The organism is Saccharopolyspora endophytica (genome assembly GCF_018070075.1).
GTDB lineage: Bacteria > Actinomycetota > Actinomycetes > Mycobacteriales > Pseudonocardiaceae > Saccharopolyspora > Saccharopolyspora endophytica.
In genome coordinates, this window is the sequence record NZ_JAGPXE010000013.1 from 26,418 (window position 1) to 43,316 (window position 16,899).

Sequence of the window (16,899 nt, forward strand, 5' to 3'; positions counted from 1 at the left end):
GCTCTGGTGGGGTAGTGAGAAAGCACCTTCGGTGCTTGCCTGGCGTTGGGGGCTTCGTTGTTGTTCTTCTGGGGCGATTAGGCTGGACCGGTGACGCTGACGGCCCCACCGCGGTTGCTGCTGGTACACGCGCATCCAGACGACGAGACCCTGTGGACCGGCGGGACGATCGCCCGCTACGCCGCTCGCGGCGTGCAGGTCTACGTGGTGACCTGCACCCTCGGCGAGGAAGGCGAGGTCATCCCGGAGAGCCTGCAGGGGCTGGTGTCGGATCAAGCCGACCAGCTCGGTGGCTACCGGGTCGGTGAGCTCCGCTCGGCCTGCGCCGCGCTGCGGGTCGCCGACCAGCGGTTCCTGGGTGGTGTCGGCCGGTGGCGCGACTCCGGGATGCTCTGGGAGCAACCCGGCCAGGCGACCGCCCGCCCCGACGCCCATCCGCGCGCCTTCGCCATCGGCGACCGCGAACCGCAGGTCGCCGCGCTGGCCGACATCCTCGACGAGGTCAAGCCGCAGGTCGTCGTGACCTACGCGGAGGACGGCGGCTACGGGCACCCCGACCACATCCGCGCCCACGAGATCACGCGCGCGGCGGTCGAGCGCGTCCCGGACGTGGACCGGCTGTTCTACGCGGTGCCCTCGCGCGATGCGCTGGCCGCCGGTCTGGCCGACCTCGCGCGTTCCGACGACCTGCCCTTCGACCTGCCCGAACCGCACGAGCTGGCCAGCGTCGCCGACGAGACGATCACCACCGTCATCGACATCGCCGAGCACCTGCCCGCCAAGATCAGCGCGCTGCGGGCGCACGGCACCCAGGTCAAGGTCTGGGTCGAGCAGTGGCGCAACGGCGACGGCGTCGCCTCCTACGCGCTGTCCAACGGCGTGGCGCACCCGGTGGTGACCGCCGAGCACTACGTCCTGGCCACCGGCCCGTCCGAGGGCTGCGAGACGGACCTGTTCGGCGGGCTCGGGGTGAGCGGCACCGAACCGGTGGGGGACCGGTGACGCGTCCGGAGAGGACCCTGTTCGGCTTCCTGCTGCTCGACGCGGTCCTGCTGGCGATCCTGGAGCTCATGTACCTGCCGCTCTACATCGGCTCGGTGCAGTTCCCGATCACCGCGGCCGTGGCGGCCGTGACGACTCCGCTGCTGGTCGCCGAGGCCGGCCGGATCTCCCGGAGCCGCCGCGTCGCGGGCGCACCGCTGGTCCTGTGGTTCGCGGTGGTGCTGGTGTTCGGCGTGTTCGGGCCCGGCGGTGACGTGGTGCTGCTCGGCAGCGACTGGCGCACCCTCCTGCTCATCGCCGGAGGCGCCCTGCCCAGCGCCATGATGCTCGGCATCGTCCTCGCCAAGCCCGCGCGCTGACCTCCCGGGGAGCACCGCGGAGTGTCGTGTGGGCGAACACCGCGTTCTCGCGCCCGGTCGTCGGCCCCGGTTCGGCAGAATGGGTCCCGGGAGGACCGATGGCCGAAGTGTTGACCGATGAACGCGTCGCAGCCGTGCTGCGGCCGTTCGTGCGGGCCGCGACGCCCGTGCTCGCCGCGCTGCGCGAAGCCGACCCCGTTCGGCTGCGCGGGCGGGAGATCGACGCCCTGGGCGACGGGGCGATCCACAAGCTGCTGCGGCAGCTCGACTCGATGCAGCTGCCCGGCAGCTCCACGTGGGACGCGATGAGCGTCGACGAGCGCTGCGACTGGTGGACGCTGCGCGTCGGCCGGTTCCTGGCGCTGGCGGCGGGGCTGCCGCGGTTCGGCGGGGTGATCACGTCCCGGCTCCCGATGCGCAACGCCCTGGGCATCACCGGGCAGAGCCTGGTGCTGTGCGCGATCGCCGGCGAGCACGGGGTGACCGATTCCGCCGTCAAGGTCCAGCTGATCGCCGAGGTGCTGCTGGGGCGGAAGATCAGCCGCGAGCTGGCCGCCGGGTCCGCCGAGGACGACGCGCGCACGCAGGAGCTCACCGAGGACCTCGACGCCTCGAAGCGCAAGCACGGTAAAGCGACCGTGAAGGCCGTCGTGCGCACGGTGTGGCGGATGGCACGTGCGGTGTGGGAGTTCGATTCCGAACTCGACAAGAGACCCCAGGGACGGCTGCACCACCAGCTCCTGGGGAACCTTCCCGTGGTCGGTGTTGTCGGTGGTTACCTGGGAGAACGTTCGGCCCTCAAGCGGATCGGCCGGAAGGGTGCGGAGTGGTTGCACCAGAACGGTTTACGCCGTTAACGCCCCCGGCGTAGAGTCGTCGGGACTCCCGAGCTGTGGGACCAGTTACGCGCTCAGGGGGGTCCGAGAGATACTGTCAGCAGTCGCGCCAGGAGATTCCTGAGCGTGCGTTGGACAACGCTTCGAGCAGGAGTGCAACCGTGACCTACGTGATCGCCGAGCCCTGCGTGGACGTGCTCGACAAGGCATGCATCGAAGAGTGCCCTGTCGACTGCATCTACGAGGGCGGGCGGATGCTCTACATCCACCCCGATGAGTGCGTCGACTGCGGTGCCTGCGAGCCGGTCTGCCCGGTCGAGGCCATCTACTACGAAGACGACGTGCCGGACGAGTGGGCCGCCTACACGAAGGCGAACGTGGACTTCTTCGACGAGCTCGGCTCGCCGGGTGGCGCTGCGAAGGTGGGCAAGGTCAACAAGGACGTCGAGCCCGTCACGAGCCTGCCGCCTCAGGGCGAATGAGTTCCGCGACCGGCCCGGGCGCAGCAGCGTCCGGGCCACGGCTTCCTGACTTCCCCTGGGACTCGCTGGCGCCGCACAAGGCGACCGCCAACGCCCACCCGGACGGCATCGTCGATCTGTCCGTGGGCACCCCGGTCGACCCGGTTCCGGCGAAGCTCCAGGAGGCTCTCTCGGCCGTGGCGGAGGTGCCGGGCTACCCGGCCACGCACGGCACTCCGGCCCTGCGCGAAGCGGCCGTGGAGTCGCTGCGCAGGCGCTACGGCATCACCGGTCTGGAACCGGACGCGGTGCTGCCGACCATCGGTTCCAAGGAACTGGTCGCCTGGCTGCCGACGCTGCTGGGCGTGCGGCCCGGCGACGTCGTCGCCATCCCGGACCTGGCCTACCCGACCTACGAGGTCGGCGCGAAGATCGCCGGCGCCGAGGTCGTCCGGCTCGCCCCCGGTGAGCTGCCGCCCGCCGGGACCAGGCTGCTGTGGCTGAACTCGCCGTCCAACCCGACCGGACGCGTGCTCACCGCCGACGAGCTCGGCCGGATGGTGCGCGCCGCCCAGGACATGGGCGCCGCGGTGGCCTCCGACGAGTGCTACCTGGCGCTGGGCTGGGACGCCGAGCCGGTCTCGGTGCTGCACCCCTCGGTCGGCGCCGCGCGCGACGGCCTGCTGGCCGTGCACTCGCTGTCGAAGTCGTCGAACCTGGCCGGTTACCGGGCCGGGTTCGTCACCGGTGATCCGGCGCTGGTCGCGCGGCTTCTGGAGCTGCGCAAGCACGCCGGGATGATCGTTCCGCGGCCCGTCCAGGAGGCGGTCACCGCCGCGCTGCGCGATGACGAGCACGTCGCCGCCCAGCGCGAGCTCTACGCCGCCCGCCGCGCGGTGCTGCGTCCCGCGCTGGAATCGGCCGGGTTCACCATCGAGCACTCGCAGGCCGGGCTGTACCTGTGGTCGACCCGGGGCGAGGACGCCTGGGCGACCGTGGAATGGCTCGCGCAGCGGGGAATCCTCGCCGCGCCGGGCACGTTCTACGGGCCCGACGGCGCCCGCCACGTCCGCATCGCGATGACGGCCACCGACGAGCGGATCGCCACCGCGGCGAAGCGCTTGGGCTCCTGATCGGACGGTTGGTCCGAACCGACCCGTGCGCTCGTGCCCGGTCGGTTCGGACCACGACCGCAGGCCGGTCTCACACCTCGGCCGCGGCTCCGCTGAGGGCGCTCCAGGACTCCGGCCACCGAGCGCGTCGGTCTGCTTTGCGGACCTCCTCGCGTTCCACGAGACGTCCTGCGGCGAAGGCGATTCCGGCATCCGGGCGCGGCCCGAAGCCGTCCAGCAGCGCCCGGATCCGCTCCTCCGCGACGCAGGCGTCCTGGTGCTCGCCGAGGACGTCCTGGAAGCCCTTCGTGGTCTTGATCAGCCGCTTCACCGGAGCGCCGAGCAGCGGTTCGGCGAGCTCGGCGGTGTAGCGGACCTTCTTGCCGTCGATGCGCAGCGCGTGCAGCTCGGCGTCGGCGGGCTCGGCCGGAAGCCGTTCGACGGCCTTGCGGAGCTTGCCGCACTGCCGCCGCACCAGCCGCCGGAGCTGCGACGCGGCGTCCACATCGGAGCCCCGGCCGGGGAGTTCCCGGGTGGCGCGGGCCAGCAGTTCCAGCAGGTCCTGGTAGCGATCGCTGTCCAGCGCGGCCAGCATGTCGTCCCTGGCCCTCAGGTACTCGGTGTCGAGGCCGGAGACCAGCTGTTCGGCGGCAGCGCGCTCGGTCTCGGGGAGGTCGGCGAACTCCGAGCGGAGCCGTTCCAGCAGCACGTCCAGGTCCCGGACCGGTCCGAGAGCCCTGCCCAGCCAGCCCAGCTCGGCGCGCAGCGGCTCGGACTCCTCGCGATCCAGGAACGGGCGCGCCGAGCGCAGCATCGCGCGCATCCGCCGCACCGACACCCGCATCTGGTGCAGCTCCTCGGGATCCTCGCCGACGCGCGTCCCGGCCTCGTGCGCTCGCAACCGCGCGTCCAGCCCGGCGCGGACGTGAGCCGCGATCGACGCCTCGCGCCCCACCTCCGCGGGCTCGGCGGAGAGCACGTCCTCCAGAAGCCGGGAAACAGCCATCCCCCATGCTAAAACGGACAACTCACCCGACAGCCTGCTCCGAACGGACCAAACTCAGCGGAAAGGGCCCCTCCCACCTGCGGCGGAAGGGGCCCTTCTCAGGTCGAGCTCCGAGATCTCGCGCACGCGGCGGAGTCGCGAGGAGCTTCTGATCAGTCGTTGGCGTGCAGCGCTGCGTTGAGCTCGACCTTGCCGCCGGAGCGGGTGGTGACCTCGACGGCGCCGGTGGTGGAGTTGCGGCGGAACAGCAGGCCGTCGTTGCCGGAGACCTCGGAGGCCTTGGTGAGCGTGCCGTCCGGCAGCGTGATCTTGGTGCCGGCCGTGACGTACAGGCCCGCCTCGACGACGCAGTCGTCGCCCAGCGAGATGCCGATGCCGCCGTTGGCGCCGATCAGGCAGCGCTCACCGATGGAGATGACCTCCTTGCCGCCGCCGGACAGCGTGCCCATGATCGACGCGCCGCCGCCGACGTCCGAGCCGTCGCCGACCACGACACCGGCCGAGATGCGGCCCTCCACCATGGACGCGCCCAGCGTCCCGGCGTTGAAGTTCACGAAGCCCTCGTGCATCACGGTCGTGCCGCTGGCCAGGTGCGCACCCAGCCGGACCCGGTCCGCGTCGCCGATGCGCACGCCGGAGGGCACCACGTAGTCGACCATGCGCGGGAACTTGTCGATGCTGTAGACGGTCACCGGACCGCGCGCCCGCAGCCGCAGCCGGGTCGCCTCGAAGCCCTCCACCGGGCACGGTCCGTGGTTGGTCCACACGACGTTGGCCAGCAGGCCGAACTGACCGTCGAGGCTCACCCCGTGCGGGCGCACCAGGCGGTGCGACAGCAGGTGGAGGCGCAGGTAGACGTCGTGCGCGTCGGCCGGGGCATCGGCCAGCTCAGCGATGTCGACGCGGACCGCGATGACCTCGACGCCGCGGGCGTCATCCCGCCCGAGCAGGGCGACACCGGCCTCGCCGAGGGACTCGGCGGCCTGCTCCGCGGTCAGCTTGGTCGTGCCGGACTGGCCCGGCTCGCTCAGCTTGACGGTGGGGAACCAGGTGTCGAGAACCGTGCCGTCATCGGTCACGGTCGCCAGGCCCACGCCGTGGGCACCCGTGGTCTGCGGGTCGGGGATGTTCGCGCTCATACCCAAAACGGTAATCGGCAACGCGGCGCTCGGCCTGCACGGGGTGGGGCGTTCTAGTTCTTCAGCGCACCCGGGAGGTGACATCCGGTGGTGACCGTCAGTATCGTGCCGCGCGAGGTGCCGAAGGTGTAGACCGCGCCGTAGGAGTCGTTGCCGGTGATCTCGTGGTCGCCCGTGCGGTTGACGATGATCTCCGGTTCGCCGAACCCGTACTCCGCGGTGATCGACCGGACGATGGACACCGCGCTCGGCCAGTCCACGTCGGCGACCGGCTGCGCGGCCCGCCAGGACTGCAGCACCCGGCTCTCGGCGTCGGCGCCGGAGAACTCCGAGCAGTCCACCTTGGTCTCGGGAGCGGACACCGTCCAGCGCAGCGGCCCGACCAGGCGATCGAGCAGGTCTCTCAGGCGCTGCTGCATCTGCTCGTACTGCGCGCTGATCTGCTCGATGCTCGGACGCTGCTGAAGCGCACTTCGCGGGTCCAACACGGGTACCCCCGTCACGGTCGGACGTAGATCCGGACGTAGAGAAATGATGCCGGATAGCCGATCTTGACCGGACCCGGCACCCCCTCTGAGTTCCCTGTGAGCCTCGACACTCAACCGAACAGGTTCAGCACGACGCCCATCAGCACCAGCGCGACCAGCGGTCCGGCCACGAGCCCCACCAGCCCGACGACCACCGCAGTGCCCGTCGAGCCCGGCCGCCGGACCCGGAACCACAGGAACGCCGGCCCGGCCAGCAGCACGAGCACGGACACCGCCGTGGCGGCCCCGGCGGGCGTGCAGCCGCCGTGCCCGCCCGGGTGGCAGGGCACGGCCGCGCTCCAGATGCCGATGAACGCGGTGAAGGCCGCGATCGGCAGCGCCGCGAGCGTGGCCAGCACGGCGAAGACCACCGCCGCCGTGCGGCCGCTGGTGTCGGGTGCGCTCACGACCTCACCCCTTCGCCGACTGCAGCAGATGACACCCGGTCCGCACGCTCAGGACGGTGTTGGCGGCCGCGCCGAGCTGCAACCGGGCGCCGTAGGGGTTGTGCAGCTCGATCTTGTGGTCGCCCGGCCGGTCGGTGACCACGTGCAGCTCGGTGAACCCGCGCGACGCACCCACCTCGGTGGCGATCTGCAGAGCACGCGGCCACTGCTCGTCCGGGATGCCGCCCTTCTGCATCCACGTGGCCAGGGTGCGCTGCTCGGCACCTCGCACGTCGGCGAAGTCCGGGCACGCCGACTCACCGGTGTTGCCCTCGTCGGTGAACGCCGGTAGCCCGATCTCGGCGACCAGCCGTTCCCGCAGCTCCTGCTGCATCCGGTCGTAGTCGGCCGCGACCTCTTCCATGCTGGGGCGCTGCCGCAGTGCGTTGAGCTGGTCTTCCATGCTTTCCCCATCTCCTCCGCCGGCTGCGCACCCGGAGAGGAGCGCGGCGCTGAGGATCAGTGTGGCGAATCGCCTCATGAGAACAGGTCCTTGATGTCCGAAACCCGGTCGCCGCCCCAGTCCTGGACCGCCGAAGCGCCTTCCTGGACCTGGTGCGGGACGTACGACAGCCCGTCGCCCACCCCGTTGGTCTTGCCCTCCACCGCGTTCTCCGGCACGCCGCCGACGACCGAGGCGATGTTGTGCTGGCTGGTGGTGTCCGGGTCGAGGTAGTCGCTGTGCCCGGTGACCTGCCCGCCCTCGTCGGACTTCTCGGTCGACAGATCGGTGAACCCGTCCATGTGCGACGGATCCCCGCCGAATCGGGCGAAGTCGGCCACCGGGTCGTCCTTGGCCTCCAGCCGGTAGGTGTGGCCCTCCGGGACGTTCAGGTCCTCGATGTCGTTGGTGCCGACGCCGGGGGAGCCGTAGATGATCGCGTCGTCCACGCCGTGCCCGCCGCCCTGCAGCGCGTAGCCGGTGGTGGAGGAGCCGTAGGAGTGGCCGATCGCGGTCAGGTGCGGATCGGTCTCACGAGAGCTGTTGATGCCCTTGTAGAACTCGTTGAGCTTCGCCCCGCCCTCCTCGGCCGACTTCGAGCTGGCGACGGAATCGCCCAGCAGATCGGTGTTCTCGGACTCCTGCGGGGCCTCGTAGCCGAGCCAGAACACACCGGCGACCTCGCCCTCCTTGCCGGACCGCATCATCTCCCGCCGGGATTCGGCGACCAGCTCCTGGGTTTCGGCGTCGGCGCCCTTCAAGCTGCCCTCGACGGTGGTGGTGTACCCGGGGGTGAACACCGAGACGTGGTCGGCGGTGTCCACGTCGCCCACGGCCACGGCGGTCTTCAGCCGCTCGCCTCCGGCGTCGAGGACCAGCAGCTGCCGGTTGTCGCGGGCGATGGTGTCCTCGACGGCGTCCAGGCCCTTGAGCTTCGCGTCGATCTGGTCGGCCTTCTCCTGCTCGTCCTCGCTGATCCCGCCCTGCGCCAAGCGGTTCCGCTCGTTGCGCAGCCGCGCCCGGGTGTCGTCGAGGTTGGCGCGGTTGGACGCGTCGCGCACGACCGCCGGGATGCCGTCGCGGTTGCCCAGCCACGCGGGCGGGTTCTCCCGCAGCGCCGAGCGCTGCTCGTCGGACAGCGACTTCCACCACTCGGCGTTGGCCTGAGCGGTGTTGTGCGGCGGCTTTCCGGCCGAGGCGGCGAGAGCCTTCAGCTCGTCGGTCTCGGCTGCGTCTGCCAGTGATGTGCCCTTGCCGGGTTTGATCTGGTCCTTGTCCGCCGCGGTGAGTGCCTTGGCGAGTTCGGCGTCGATGGCTTCGGCCTGGTCGAGGATCTTCTCGATCTCGGTGACCAGGTCGTCGCGGACGCGGGTGCGTTCGGCCTTGACCTGCTCCAGCTGGTCGCCCGGAACGTTCTCGGGCGGGGCGACGTCGCGGACGCCGCCGTCCTCGGTGATCTGGAAGCCGTGGGCCTGGGCCTCGTGGTCGGTGGTGTCGACGCGGTGCTTGAGCGCGGTGACGTCGTCGGCGGCGGTGGCGACCGCCGCCCGGACCGTGGCGACCTCGGCGACCAGCGAGCGCATGTCCTCCAGCAACCGCCGGTGCTGCTCGGCGGAGCGCTGGGCGGCCTCGCCGGTCCAGCCGTCGGGGTTGCGGGCACCGTCGAGCTCGTCCTGGAGGTTGATCAGGTCGTCCCGGCGCTTGCCGAGGTCGCTGTGCACCGCGTCGAGGCGGTCGGCGTTCCAGTGCCGCACGTCGGCGTAGTTGACCACCCCGCTCACCGCCCGGCCGCGTCGATGGCGCGGGCGTTGTCGGAATCGCTGCGCTCGTAGGTCTTGGCGGCCGCCGCCAGCGATTCGCCGTGCGCCGTCGCCCGGTCGCTCCACGTCGTGAGCGCGCGCTGCCAGCTCTGGGCGACCCGGGTGGCCGCGCCCTCGCTCTTCCCGCCGGGAAGGGCGTCGGCGATGTCGGCCGCCGGTTCGCCGAGCTTGATCCGCGCCGCCTGCTCACCGGCGTGGTCCGCACTGCGCCCCGCCTGGTGCAGCGCTTCCGGTTCCGCCCTCAACCCCATGTCAGCCTCCGCGAGCCCACCAGTTCGATGCGGGAGCCTAGCCCGCTGATCATCGGTTCGATGGGGGTTCCGCCGATCCGGTTCCCGCCGATGCGGCCCGCGCAGGTCAGCGGGGTAGCCTGCCGGTCGTGACCGCTTCGTTGGACCTCACGTCGGACCCCGTCGAGCTGACCGCCGCGCTGGTGGACATCCCCAGCGTGTCCGGGTCGGAGAAGAACATCGCGGACGCGGTGGAGGAGGCGCTGCGCGCGCAGGCCCCGCACCTGGAGGTGGTCCGCAACGGCGAAGCCGTGCTGGCGCGCACCCACCTCGGGCGCGACACCCGCGTCGTGCTGGCCGGGCACCTCGACACCGTGCCGATCAACGACAACCTGCCTTCCCGGCGCACCGGATCCGGTGACGACGAGCTGCTGCACGGGTGCGGCACCACCGACATGAAGAGCGGCGACGCCGTGATGCTGCACCTGGCGGCCACGCTCACCGAACCGCGTCACGACCTGACCTTCGTGTTCTACGACTGCGAGGAGATCGAGGCCGAGCGCAACGGTCTCGGCCGCATCGAGCGCGAGCTGCCGGAATGGCTCGACGGTGATCTGGCGGTGGTGTGCGAGCCGTCCAACGCGGCGATCGAGGCGGGCTGCCAGGGCACCATCCGCGTCGAGGTCCGCACCACCGGCACCCGCGCGCACACCGCCCGCGCCTGGATGGGGGAGAACGCGATCCACGCGGCGCAGCCGATCCTGCAGAAGCTGGTGGACCACGAGCCGCGCAACCCGGTGATCGACGGGCTCCAGTACCGCGAGGGGTTGCAGGCCGTGAAGATCACCGGCGGGATCGCGGGCAACGTCGTCCCGGACTCCTGCGTGGTCACCGTCAACCACCGCTTCGCCCCCGACAAGTCCGTCGAGCAGGCCGAGGCCGAGCTGCGGGAGCTGTTCTCCGGCTACGAGGTCGTGGTCACCGATCTGTCAGCGGGCGCCCTCCCGGGTCTCACGTCGCCGGCCGCCGCGCAGCTGGTCGAGGCGTCGAAGTCCGAGCCGGTCGCCAAGCTCGGCTGGACCGACGTCGCCCGCTTCGCCGCCCGAGGCCTCCCCGCGGTCAACTTCGGCCCGGGAAACCCCACCCTCGCCCACACCCAGCAGGAACACGTCCGCACAGCCGAGATCCGCCACTGCGCCAACACCCTCCACCGCTTCCTCTCCTAACCCCCGACCCTCACCCGAGCACAACCGGATTACGGCCGTATTCAGGTCCCCGATTACGGCGGTATTCCGTTCCCCGGACACGGTGGTGGTCCGGTCGGTGCCGGATTACGGCCGTATTCAGGTCTCCGGTTACGGCGGTAATCCGGGTTGGTCCCGGAAAACCGCCGTAATCGTGGACCTGATTACCGGCGTATTCGGGTCACCCCCGGCGGGGTGGAGGGGTCAGGCCGTGCCCAGGACCTCGGTTTCGGTGGGTTCTTCTGTGGCGCGTTGCTTGGGGAGGGCCGGTGCGGGGGTGGGTTCCTCCGGGAGTTCGGCCGCTTGGCGTTCGGCTTCGGTGAGTTCTGGGGCTTCGGCGAGGTCCGAGGTCGCGGGTTCTTCTGGTTCTTCCGCGGGGGTTCGGGATTTTTCGGCGGCCGGCTGGTGGATGCGGTCGACGAACTGCAGGAGTTCCACCGGGAACGGCAGGACCAGGGTCGAGTTCTTCTCCGCCGCGACCTCGACGACCGTCTCCAGGAGCCGCAGCTGCAGCGCGGCCGGGGTGTCGGCCATGACGTGCGCGGCGTCGGAGAGCTTGCGGGAGGCCTGGTACTCGCCGTCCGCGGAGATCACCCGCGAGCGGCGCTCGCGCTCGGCTTCGGCCTGGCGGGCGATGGAGCGCTTCATCGACTCCGGCAGCGAGACGTCCTTGATCTCCACCCGGTCGATGTGCACGCCCCAGCCCAGCGCCGGGCTGTCGATCATCAGCTCCAGGCCCTGGTTGAGCCGCTCGCGGTTGGACAGCAGGTCGTCGAGGTCGCTCTTGCCGATGATCGACCGCAGCGAGGTCTGCGCGACCTGGCCGACCGCGAACAGGTAGTCCTCGACGTTGACCACGGCGCGCGCGGCGTCCTCGACCCGGAAGTAGACCACCGCGTCCACCCGGACCGTGACGTTGTCGCGCGTGATGCCCTCCTGCGCGGGCACGGGCATCGTGACGATCTGCAGGTTGACCTTCTGCAGCCGGTCCACCGCGGGGATGATCAGGGTGATTCCAGGGCCGCGGGTGCGCTCCTGCAGCCGACCGAAGCGGAACACCACGCCCCGCTCGTACTGCTTGACGACCTTGGCGCTCGCGGCGACGCAGACGACACCGACCACGAGGATTGCGATGAGCAGTTCGATGAGCATGACCGGCTCCCGGGCTCGCGGAGGAACGGCCCGACGGCGCCCGAACGCCTGCGTAGATCGCGGAGCAGATCTGCGTGTCGCGCCCGGCTCGCGTCGCCGGCGCCGCTAGATCTTTTCTTTCGATCGTACGCCGCGAGACCGCCCTGTGAATCCCCCGTGAACAGGCATTTCACCCTGGCTGTGCAGCGGCGGGGCGGTTCCGAGAACGATCGGCGCGTGCGTAGGCTCGACGCATGACAGTCGATGGCCAGTGGGGTGAACCCAACGGTGCGGAACGTCCGCACGAGAAGCAACGCGGCCCCGTGGTGCTGCGCCGCTCGCGGCTGAGCGAGCCGACGACCACCGACCAGCGCCTGCTGGACTCCAGAGGCCCCTCCGACTGGGTGCACACCGACCCGTGGCGGGTGCTGCGCATCCAGGCCGAGTTCGTCGAGGGCTTCGGCGCGCTGGCCGAGGTGCCGCGCGCGGTCACCGTCTTCGGTTCCGCCCGCACCCCGCGGGAGCACCCCGAGTACGCCGCCGGCGTGGAGCTGGGCCGGGCGCTCGCGGGCATCGGCTGCGCGGCCATCACCGGCGGCGGTCCCGGCACGATGGAGGCCGTCAACCGCGGCGCCTCGGAGGCCGGTGGCCTGTCGATCGGGCTGGGCATCGAGCTGCCCTTCGAGCAGGGCCTGAACCCGTGGGTCGACCTGGGCGTCAACTTCCGGTACTTCTTCGTCCGCAAGACGATGTTCATGAAGTACGCGCAGGCGTTCATCTGCCTGCCAGGCGGTTTCGGCACCATGGACGAGCTGTTCGAGGCGCTGACCCTGGTGCAGACCAAGAAGGTCACCAAGTTCCCGGTGGTGCTGTTCGGCAGCGACTACTGGCAGGGCCTGTACGACTGGATCCGGGACCGGATGCTCGAGGGCGGCAAGATCGGCGAGAAGGACATGTCGTTGCTGCACGTCACCGACGACATCGAGGACGCGGTGTCGATCGTGCAGGAGGCGTACGGGGCGTGGGAGGCGGCGCATTGAGCAACGATGTTTCGGTCTGCGTCTACTGCGCGTCCGGGCCGGTGCCGCAGCACTACCTGGACCTGGCCGCCGAGGTGGGCCGGAAGATCGCCAAGCGCGGCTGGACCTTGGTCTCCGGTGGCGGCAAGGTCTCGATGATGGGTGAGATCGCCCGCGCCGTCCGCGCCGACGGCGGTCGCACCATCGGCGTCATCCCGCGCGCGCTGGTCGACCGCGAGGTCGGCGACACCGACTCCGACGAGCTGCTGGTCGTGGACACCATGCGCGAGCGCAAGGGCCTGATGGACGCCCACGCGAACGCGTTCCTGACGCTGCCCGGCGGCATCGGGACCTGCGAGGAGCTGTTCGAGATCTGGACCGCGCGCTACCTGGGCATGCACAGCAAGCCGGTGGTGCTGCTGGACCCCGACGGGCACTTCCAGGGCCTGCTGGACTGGCTCCGCAGCATGGTGAGCACCGGTTTCGCCTCGCAGAGCTCGTTGGACGTGCTGACCGTGACCGCCGACGTCGACGAGGCGCTGGACGCACTGGTCGCCTGAGCCGGATCAGGACGCGCCGACCGCCGTGCGGATCAGGTGGGTGAGCGCCGGCAGCGGGATGTCCGGGCGGACTTCGCCGAGCACCGGCGCGAGCCGGATCCAGAACGACTGGACGCGGGGAGCGCTGGGCCGCTCGGTGGCCAGCTCGTCGACGAGCTCGGCGAGCCGCCACTTCGCCTCGTCGAGGTCCAGGCCCGGCTCGGGGTGCTGGTCCAGGACCTCGACGAGCGAGTTCAGGTAGACCCGGATCTGGTCCAGGGCGGACAGCTGGGCCGCGTGCTCGGAGTCGTCCCGGCGGTTCGGGGCGCTCCGGGCGAGCAGGCCGGCGCCGTTGGTCGTGTCGGCTTCGCGGTCGGCCACGGTATCGGCTCCTGATCGGATCGGCCGGGGAGAGCAGGTCTCCGTTTCTCGATCTCCGAGTGTGCTCGGTTCAGCCGATCGGGAGCCTCCGTTCGGGTTCATGCCACCCGAACGGCCGACTCACGTTGTTGTGATTCACATCATGCGGGTCCTGATCGCGAAAGGACCTTGGTCCTCTTGTGCGGAGCCGGTGACAGTGCAGGGAAATATCCGTAGAGTCACTACCTGTGAAGGCTGATGCGCTCCGCGGCCACTTGGACGCCCTGCTCCTGGCCACCCTCGACGGCAAGGCGTTGCACGGTTACGCGATCATCGAGGCTTTGCAGGATCGCAGTGGTGGCGCCCTCGACCTGCCCACCGGCACGGTCTACCCGGCGCTGCGCAGACTCGAGCGAGCCGGATTCGTGCAGAGCTCCTGGAGCACCGTCGGCGGACGCCAGCGGCGCACGTACCGGCTCACCCAAGCGGGATCCCAGACCCTCCAGGCCGAACGCCGCGCCTGGCGGGAGTTCACCCACGCCATCGAAGGCGTCCTGACCGCCCCGGCCAAGACCTGACGGCCGCCTCGACGGTGGATCCGTTCCGGTCTCCGGCTGTCTGACGGACGGTCGGTGGGCCGTGCCACGATTGGTTCGTGGCTAGTGCGCTCATTTACCTGTTCGTGGTGCTGGCGGTCGCGGCCGTGGTGTACCTGCTGGCTTCGCTGGTCTTCGGACGCGGCGAGCAGCTGGCGCCGTTGCCGCCCGGCTCCACGCCCACCCGGCTGCCCTCCGCCGACGTCGAGGGCTCCGACGTGCGCGCGGTCCGGTTCCAGCAGGTCCTGCGGGGCTACAAGGTCACCGAGGTCGACTGGGTCCTGGACCGGCTGGCCGGCGAGCTCGACGAGCTGCACGGCCGGATCGCGGTCCTGGAGCGCCAGCTCGACGTCGCCGGGCAGGAGCTGGACAAGGCCCGCAGCGCGGTGTCCGAAGGCGGTGCCGAGGATGAGTGAGAGCGCGGCGGTCATCGGCGAGGACGGTCGCGCGCGGTGCCCGTGGGGCGCCGGGCAGCCGGACTACATCGCCTACCACGACCAGGAGTGGGGCTTCCCGCTGCGCGGTGAACCGGAGCTCTACGAGCGGATCACACTGGAGTCGTTCCAGTCCGGCCTGTCCTGGCTGACGATCCTGCGCAAGCGGCCCGCGTTCCGGGAGGCGTTCGCGGGCTTCGACCCGGCCGCCGTCGCCCGGTTCGGCGAGGACGACCGGCAGCGGCTGCTCGGCGACGCCTCCATCGTCCGGAACCGGGCCAAGATCGACGCCGCCATCACCAACGCCCGCGCCGTCCTGGAGCTCGACCAGCCGCTGGACGACCTCCTGTGGTCGTTCGCCCCGCCGCCGCGCCCGGACTCCGAACGTCCGGTCAAGCTCGGCGACGTCCCCGCCATCACCGACGAGTCCAAGGCGATGGCCAAGGAGCTCAAGCGCCGCGGCTTCGTCTTCGTCGGCCCCACCACCTGCTACGCCCTCATGCAGGCCACCGGCATGGTCGACGACCACCTCAAGGACTGCTGGCGAGTCTGACCCCGGCGGTGACCCGATTTCAGCGGAAGTCAGGAACCGGACTTCAGTGGAAATCGGGTCACCACCGGTGGGTCGGCGGGTCAGCGACCGGTGAAGTTCGGGGTCCGCTTCTCGACGAAGGCGGCGACCGCTTCCTTGTGGTCGGCGGTGAGGCCGGCTTCGTTCTGGGCGCCCGCCTCGACGGCCAGCGCCTCGTCGAGGGCCTCGGCGGAGGCGGCCTGGACGGCCTCCTTGATGCGCGCGTAGGCGAAGGTCGGGCCCGCCGCCATCCGGGTCGCCAGCTCCATCGCGACGGACAGCGCGTCATCGACGACCTGGTTGACCATGCCGATGCGCAGCGCCTCGTCGGCGGGCACCGGCTGCGCCAGCAGCAGCATCTCCATCGCCCGGCCGTAGCCGATCAGCCGCGGAAGCGTCCAGGACGCGCCGGAGTCGGTCGACAGGCCGACGTTGGCGAAGGCCATCAGGAACTTCGATCCGGTCGCGGCGATCCGCAGGTCGCTGGCGTAGGCCAGCGACGCGCCCGCGCCCGCGGCGGTGCCGTTCACGGCGGCGATCACGGGCTTGGGCATGGTCGCCAGCGCCTTGGTGATCGGGTTGTAGTGCTCCTCGACGGTCTTCAGCGGGCTCGGGTCGCCGGTGGACAGGAGCTCGATGTGCTCCTTGAGGTCCTGGCCCGCGCAGAACGCCTTGCCCGAGCCGGTGATCACCAGGGCTCGGACCGAGTCGTCCGCCGCGGCCTCGCGCAGGGCCGTCAGCAGCGCCTGCTTGAGCTCGATGTTGAGCGAGTTGAACGACTCAGGGCGGTTCAACGTGAGCAGCCGCACACCCGCGGTGTCCTCGGTCAGCAGTACGTCGGTCACTCCAAGCTCCTTGCCTTGACGTCCGTTGTGGCGGGTCGCGCGAGCACTTCCACTGTGGACCGCGCGGCCGGCGCGCCGTCCCGGGTGGACGGTGTCCCCGCTGGTCGACGGGATGGCCGCCGCGAGATCGGTGACACGCCGGAGCGAAACGACTCCTCACGGTGATCGCGGAAGCCTCCCGCGATGTGCCGAACGGCGTCGAAACACCCCACACGAACGGTGAGTCTGCCAGCCGTCGGCGATATTCGACCAGCGCACGGGCGACACGAGTTGATCGGTTCGGTTTCGTCCATGCCTCGGGATAGGGGAGAATGGGCGTGGACCCGAACTGGTTGTGGCGACCAGCGGGGGAAGATTTCACGGAGGGAGCACGCTATGGCGGCCATGAAGCCCCGGACCGGTGACGGTCCCCTCGAGGTGACTAAGGAGGGACGCGGCATTGTGATGCGCGTTCCGCTTGAGGGTGGTGGGCGGCTCGTCGTCGAGATGTCGGTCGAGGAGGCCAAGAACCTGGGCGACGCCCTGGAGTCGGCTACCGGCTGAGGCCGCCAGGCGGCCTGGGACGCGCTGCCGGCCGGATCCGGTCACGGCGCCTCCCGGCCGAGGCGACAACTCATGATCACGTCGACGAGTGGCGAGAACGCTTCGCCGCTGTCGGGCCCCGGTGCCGAAGGCGGCGCCGGGGCTCTCGTCGGCACCAGTTCGAGTTCGCACGGCCCGGCCCGTGCAGGAAGGTCTTCTCGTGCCCGGTTCCTCCGTGTTCCGTTCCGCCCAGCCCGC

The 16,899-nt window shown here is 70.7% G+C and carries 22 protein-coding genes; 12 read left to right on the forward strand and 10 right to left on the reverse strand.

All coding sequences use genetic code 11. The annotated features are described in order from the left end of the window. Window positions 1-90 precede the first annotated feature (90 nt). The 5 genes from mshB to dapC all read left to right on the forward strand — a co-directional run bounded on the left by mshB (window position 91) and on the right by dapC (window position 3,791). On the forward strand, window positions 91-1,002 hold the full coding sequence (mshB, locus tag KBO27_RS25895; RefSeq protein ID WP_210972481.1) for an N-acetyl-1-D-myo-inositol-2-amino-2-deoxy-alpha-D-glucopyranoside deacetylase: 912 nt from the start codon (window positions 91-93) through the stop codon (window positions 1,000-1,002). Next, complete coding sequence (locus KBO27_RS25900) at window positions 999-1,361, forward strand: hypothetical protein (protein WP_210972482.1); 363 nt, start codon at window positions 999-1,001, stop codon at window positions 1,359-1,361. The genes mshB and KBO27_RS25900 overlap by 4 nt, the downstream gene beginning before the upstream one ends. Window positions 1,362-1,459: 98 nt before the next feature. After that, on the forward strand, window positions 1,460-2,218 hold the full coding sequence (locus KBO27_RS25905; RefSeq protein ID WP_210972483.1) for a hypothetical protein: 759 nt from the start codon (window positions 1,460-1,462) through the stop codon (window positions 2,216-2,218). Between the two features lie 140 nt (window positions 2,219-2,358). Continuing rightward, a complete protein-coding gene (gene fdxA / locus KBO27_RS25910; protein ID WP_132619637.1) occupies window positions 2,359-2,679 on the forward strand; it encodes a ferredoxin in 321 nt (106 codons plus the stop codon). Further along, entirely contained in the window at window positions 2,676-3,791 is a 1,116-nt protein-coding gene (gene dapC / locus KBO27_RS25915; protein WP_210972484.1) for a succinyldiaminopimelate transaminase, read from the forward strand. Before fdxA ends, dapC begins: the two co-directional genes overlap by 4 nt. Before the next feature lie 70 nt (window positions 3,792-3,861). Here dapC and KBO27_RS25920 read toward each other — a convergent pair whose 3' ends face one another. The 7 genes from KBO27_RS25920 to KBO27_RS25950 form a co-directional block, all read right to left on the reverse strand. Then, window positions 3,862-4,776, reverse strand: a complete 915-nt coding sequence (locus KBO27_RS25920) for a CHAD domain-containing protein (RefSeq protein ID WP_210972485.1) — start codon at window positions 4,774-4,776, stop codon at window positions 3,862-3,864. A 152-nt stretch (window positions 4,777-4,928) separates the two neighbouring features. Further along, window positions 4,929-5,915, reverse strand: a complete 987-nt coding sequence (gene dapD / locus KBO27_RS25925) for a 2,3,4,5-tetrahydropyridine-2,6-dicarboxylate N-succinyltransferase (RefSeq protein ID WP_210972486.1) — start codon at window positions 5,913-5,915, stop codon at window positions 4,929-4,931. Between the two features lie 53 nt (window positions 5,916-5,968). Next, window positions 5,969-6,403: an LppA family lipoprotein gene (locus tag KBO27_RS25930; protein WP_210972487.1), complete on the reverse strand. Its 435-nt coding sequence runs from the start codon at window positions 6,401-6,403 to the stop codon at window positions 5,969-5,971. 110 nt (window positions 6,404-6,513) lie between these two features. Next, entirely contained in the window at window positions 6,514-6,849 is a 336-nt protein-coding gene (locus KBO27_RS25935; RefSeq protein WP_210972488.1) for a hypothetical protein, read from the reverse strand. A gap of 4 nt (window positions 6,850-6,853) precedes the next feature. Continuing rightward, window positions 6,854-7,291, reverse strand: a complete 438-nt coding sequence (locus KBO27_RS25940) for an LppA family lipoprotein (protein ID WP_210972489.1) — start codon at window positions 7,289-7,291, stop codon at window positions 6,854-6,856. 74 nt (window positions 7,292-7,365) lie between these two features. After that, a complete protein-coding gene (locus KBO27_RS25945; RefSeq protein ID WP_307870617.1) occupies window positions 7,366-9,111 on the reverse strand; it encodes an alpha/beta hydrolase in 1,746 nt (581 codons plus the stop codon). Then, window positions 9,108-9,401 carry a hypothetical protein gene (locus KBO27_RS25950; RefSeq protein WP_210972490.1) on the reverse strand — a complete coding sequence of 98 codons (294 nt, stop codon included), beginning with the start codon at window positions 9,399-9,401 and terminating at the stop codon, window positions 9,108-9,110. Before KBO27_RS25950 ends, KBO27_RS25945 begins: the two co-directional genes overlap by 4 nt. Window positions 9,402-9,529: 128 nt before the next feature. On the opposite strand from KBO27_RS25950, the gene dapE reads away from it, so the two are divergent. Beyond that, complete coding sequence (gene dapE, locus KBO27_RS25955; protein WP_210972491.1) at window positions 9,530-10,606, forward strand: succinyl-diaminopimelate desuccinylase; 1,077 nt, start codon at window positions 9,530-9,532, stop codon at window positions 10,604-10,606. 222 nt (window positions 10,607-10,828) lie between these two features. Here dapE and KBO27_RS25960 read toward each other — a convergent pair whose 3' ends face one another. Next, entirely contained in the window at window positions 10,829-11,776 is a 948-nt protein-coding gene (locus KBO27_RS25960) for a slipin family protein (RefSeq protein ID WP_210972492.1), read from the reverse strand. 233 nt (window positions 11,777-12,009) lie between these two features. Between KBO27_RS25960 and KBO27_RS25965 the strand changes: the two genes are divergently transcribed. Further along, complete coding sequence (locus KBO27_RS25965) at window positions 12,010-12,795, forward strand: LOG family protein (RefSeq protein ID WP_210972493.1); 786 nt, start codon at window positions 12,010-12,012, stop codon at window positions 12,793-12,795. Continuing rightward, window positions 12,792-13,334, forward strand: a complete 543-nt coding sequence (locus KBO27_RS25970; RefSeq protein ID WP_246538054.1) for an LOG family protein — start codon at window positions 12,792-12,794, stop codon at window positions 13,332-13,334. Before KBO27_RS25965 ends, KBO27_RS25970 begins: the two co-directional genes overlap by 4 nt. A gap of 6 nt (window positions 13,335-13,340) precedes the next feature. On the opposite strand, the gene KBO27_RS25975 is transcribed toward KBO27_RS25970, so the two are convergent. After that, window positions 13,341-13,694 (reverse strand): hypothetical protein, encoded by a 354-nt coding sequence (locus KBO27_RS25975; protein WP_210972495.1) that lies wholly within the window; start codon window positions 13,692-13,694, stop codon window positions 13,341-13,343. 227 nt (window positions 13,695-13,921) lie between these two features. Here KBO27_RS25975 and KBO27_RS25980 point away from each other — a divergent pair, with 227 nt between their 5' ends. From KBO27_RS25980 to KBO27_RS25990, 3 genes are all read left to right on the forward strand, one after another. After that, a complete protein-coding gene (locus KBO27_RS25980) occupies window positions 13,922-14,251 on the forward strand; it encodes a PadR family transcriptional regulator (protein WP_132619663.1) in 330 nt (109 codons plus the stop codon). A gap of 77 nt (window positions 14,252-14,328) precedes the next feature. Then, complete coding sequence (locus KBO27_RS25985) at window positions 14,329-14,685, forward strand: DivIVA domain-containing protein (protein WP_210972496.1); 357 nt, start codon at window positions 14,329-14,331, stop codon at window positions 14,683-14,685. Further along, entirely contained in the window at window positions 14,678-15,256 is a 579-nt protein-coding gene (locus KBO27_RS25990; protein ID WP_210972497.1) for a DNA-3-methyladenine glycosylase I, read from the forward strand. Before KBO27_RS25985 ends, KBO27_RS25990 begins: the two co-directional genes overlap by 8 nt. Window positions 15,257-15,336: 80 nt before the next feature. On the opposite strand, the gene KBO27_RS25995 is transcribed toward KBO27_RS25990, so the two are convergent. Next, complete coding sequence (locus KBO27_RS25995) at window positions 15,337-16,119, reverse strand: enoyl-CoA hydratase-related protein (RefSeq protein ID WP_210972498.1); 783 nt, start codon at window positions 16,117-16,119, stop codon at window positions 15,337-15,339. A 375-nt stretch (window positions 16,120-16,494) separates the two neighbouring features. Here KBO27_RS25995 and KBO27_RS26000 point away from each other — a divergent pair, with 375 nt between their 5' ends. Beyond that, window positions 16,495-16,662, forward strand: coding sequence for a DUF3117 domain-containing protein (locus KBO27_RS26000; RefSeq protein ID WP_009949794.1), 168 nt, complete (start codon window positions 16,495-16,497; stop codon window positions 16,660-16,662). Window positions 16,663-16,899 lie beyond the last annotated feature (237 nt).